The sequence below is a fragment of the Propionivibrio sp. genome, assembly GCF_049316945.1.
In the GTDB taxonomy this organism is placed as follows: domain Bacteria; phylum Pseudomonadota; class Gammaproteobacteria; order Burkholderiales; family Rhodocyclaceae; genus Propionivibrio.
Map to the genome: position 1 here is coordinate 1 of NZ_JBMOJE010000278.1, position 3,083 is coordinate 3,083.

At 56.0% G+C, this 3,083-nt stretch carries 3 protein-coding genes; all 3 read right to left on the reverse strand.

Translation table 11 applies throughout. From position 1 onward, the window contains the following. A partial coding sequence (locus tag ACOYNV_RS26935; protein WP_422902897.1) for an AAA family ATPase occupies positions 1-1,736 on the reverse strand: 1,736 nt, incomplete at its 3' end. 53 nt (positions 1,737-1,789) lie between these two features. Continuing rightward, entirely contained in the window at positions 1,790-2,605 is an 816-nt protein-coding gene (locus ACOYNV_RS26940) for a DUF2303 family protein (RefSeq protein ID WP_422902898.1), read from the reverse strand. Between the two features lie 26 nt (positions 2,606-2,631). Next, the gene (locus ACOYNV_RS26945; protein ID WP_422902899.1) at positions 2,632-2,988 is read right to left on the reverse strand and encodes a hypothetical protein; all 357 of its coding nucleotides are present in this window, start codon (positions 2,986-2,988) and stop codon (positions 2,632-2,634) included. Positions 2,989-3,083 lie beyond the last annotated feature (95 nt).

Here is a 3,083-nt window from a genome sequence, read left to right on the forward strand (position 1 = left end):
GCTTCCTTGAGTTTATTGGTGGTACCGTTTTCGATCCATACCGATTGAATGTTCGTAGGCAGGTTTGATGGAAGTGATTTCAGCGTGCCAAAGAGCAAGCAGCTATCCAGTTGCCCCTCTTCCGCCAGTGCATCGAGCCAGTACAGCAGATCCTCGCGCCCGGTCATATCAAGCACATCGACCCTGTCTAAAACAAGCAGTCTCACGCCAGACAGGAACGACACCGATTCAGCAATCATCGCGTCAGCACGCCATTTTTCAGACTCTGACAGGAGCGAAAAGTCGCGCTCGCCGTAGGTAATCTGCATGTCGGGGTGGATTGCCACGCGCAACCATTCCGAGGCCATGCTCGATATGCTCAGCCGGTCATTGATCGGCCCCAATGCTTCGGCCAGCATTTCACCAGGGATACCGCTCGGAGCCAGCGCATCCGCGATTGCATCCCACTGCTGCACGCTCTCATGATGCTGCTGGGCGTCTGCAGTACGCTTGTCGGATTCTGCGGAATGGCGAACCGAATCCTCGTGGGCTCGCATATCTGCCAGGTGGATCGTCCGGCGCTGCTTCAGGCCGTCAATCAAGGATTTGAGGGCGATTACTTCATCCTCACCTGGTATCTCGATCAGGCCAGCGGCTTCAATCTCGGCAATAGCGCGCGCGGCAGATTCGGCGGACAGAAGATCGCGCTTCCCGTTGGCCACCGAGTTCTCGAAAAGCTTCAGGGCTTTCTGGTATTCGGGAAGGTTGGCGACGGCTTCAGGATCGGCCTTGCTTTCCGGCTCGACATACTCAATCGCCAAGCCATCCACTAACCGGTGTGTCAGGATGACGCCGCAGCAAGGGCACGGGAATGTCGTCGGCTTGCTCGCTACGCCGCTGGCCTTGGCCGTTGTTTCCTCGACCTTGGCCGCCCACACCTTCAGTTCAGCCTCATCACTATTCAGCTTTCCCTGAATCCGTGCGAACTTCCCAGCCGTTGCTCTCAGCTCAGCGAGACGCCCGGATTGCTCTTTGCACTTCTTCTCCCAGCTTGCCAACTCACCAAGGCGAAGCGTTCCCGCCTCCAGTTCGCCCTCAATACCGGCCATCATCACCCGCATCGCCTCGGCGTTCCCTGCTACCCCGGCTGGCTTCTCTGCCTTCCACGTTGCCGCCTTGACTGAGCCGTAAGCCTCTCCACCGGTTGCGGCCTTCCATGCGGCCTTGGATTCACGCGCTTTGGCTTGCGCTTCCTTCTGGGCGCTATCAAACCCGGCGCGCAGGTAGGGGGTGATCTGCTCGACCTTTGAGGCGTTGCAGCCTTTGGCAATCAAGCGGGGCGTTACCGATTCGCCATCTGTCTTCAGGCCCATCAGGCCAAACAGGAAAGCGCGGCGCTCGTTATCCGGAAGTCTGGCGAAGCGTTGCGCATCGAGGACAAAGGCGAGGCTGGATGGTGGCTGGCAGTCGTTGGTGAATTCGTGCGCGCCATTCGGCAGAGTGATGGCCGCCCGGTCGCCGGCATCGTAATCGACTACGGCATAGCCGACATCCGCCCCTTCGCTGACGAGCTGCTTGTAGTCTTTCTTCAGGCTGACACGAACCGACTCTCCAGTCAGTGCCATCCGCACAGATTCTTGCAGAGATGACTTACCGGAACCGTTGGCTCCGGCGAATAAAGCGATCGGTTTGACCAGGCGAACATCGACGGCGCGCGCGCCGAGGAAGTTATTCGCTTGAATGGCGGTGAGCTTCATGATGGTTGATCCCTGTTCCGACCGCCGTGATGGCCGGTCGTTGGTTGATATAATTACAGTCCGGGCGATCCGTAAATAAGCAGTAGGTTGGTATCTCGCTTAATGGTGTTAACTTCATCAGTAACAGCGGTCTTGAATACGCGGTCTGGCCGGATAAGTTCGTACCAGAATGTGATAACGCCGTCCTTCTCGCGGTACTTCAAGCGAGATTCAAGAGGGTAGGCGTTGGCGCTTCCATCAAAGACAGGTATTCCGATAGTGAAACGCTCGAATACCTGCATGGTTGCGCGGGTTCGCTCATCTTCTTTGCTGACAAACTCGAAGGTGAATCCACCCGATTGAAGATTTACCTTGCTGCGAAGTTTTTTGTCACTGTTAGCCTCGAAACCGAGTGCCATAGACAGAATCTCGGCTCCGGTCGGCATTCCCGCTACCGTGGCAATATCCGGAAGGTTGTCTTCAAGCCACGAAGCAAAGTCCGACTGCGTCATCTTTACCTGATTCTTTCCAATCCAGCGAGTCCATTCAACGGCCTGTTTTGGTGAAAATGTGCAGGTATGCTCGCGCCAACCCGGAAGCGATTTCGTATGGTCATCAAGAACCGCGACTAGTTTGCAGTGGCTTTTATCGCTGTCGATTTCGGCATAGATTTTTGACGCATCCTGGTGTTGATACTTGTTCAGGTAATCAATGAAACTCGGCGAGTCGCTGGTAACAATGGCCCCACGATTGCGCACCGGGGAGGGCATGTGCTTTTCGAGGTTTATGACGCTATAACTATCGGGCGCAATGGCGAACTTGATGCCGCCGACATCGCGTATTTCGACAACGGAGGCACCGGCGTCGAGGATTGTTTGTGCTTCGGTCATGGTTGTTTTCTTTCGTTAGTGGAAGGTTATGCGGCGACGGTTTTCAGTTCGCGCTTCGGTTCGGCGGCTACCGGCTTGAGGTCAAGCTTCGTTTGGCGCGGGTCTTCGGCGATCAGGTTGCCTTCCGGGGTAGCCCACAACAGCGATTCAGGCGGAAGACCCTTGGGCTTGACAGTGGATACGTCGGCACGAACCGCCAGCGCACCGGCTGTACTCGGCTTAATGCTGATTTTCAAGGTCAGCGTGCCGGCCTTGTTGTTCTGCATGACGGCGTTGATTAGCTCGGAGAACTTTGCGCCGGCATGATCCAGAATCGGAATCAAATCCCCGTCTTCGTTCTCGACCCGCACATCGCGGATGTTCTCGTTAATCGGCTTTCCCATGAGGCTGCTCCTGTTGTGTTACGTTTAAAAAATTTGTGTATTGGGTGTGGCGGCAAAAGTGAGAGACCTCACGCTGGCTCTGCCTCTGGCTCGAC

What these genes read in the sequence shown, in the direction of transcription:
- ACOYNV_RS26940 (WP_422902898.1), bottom strand. Translation starts at nt 2,605, where the DNA reads ATGACCGAAGCACAAACAATCCTCGACGCCGGTGCCTCCGTTGTCGAA.
- ACOYNV_RS26945 (WP_422902899.1), bottom strand. Translation starts at nt 2,988, where the DNA reads ATGGGAAAGCCGATTAACGAGAACATCCGCGATGTGCGGGTCGAGAAC.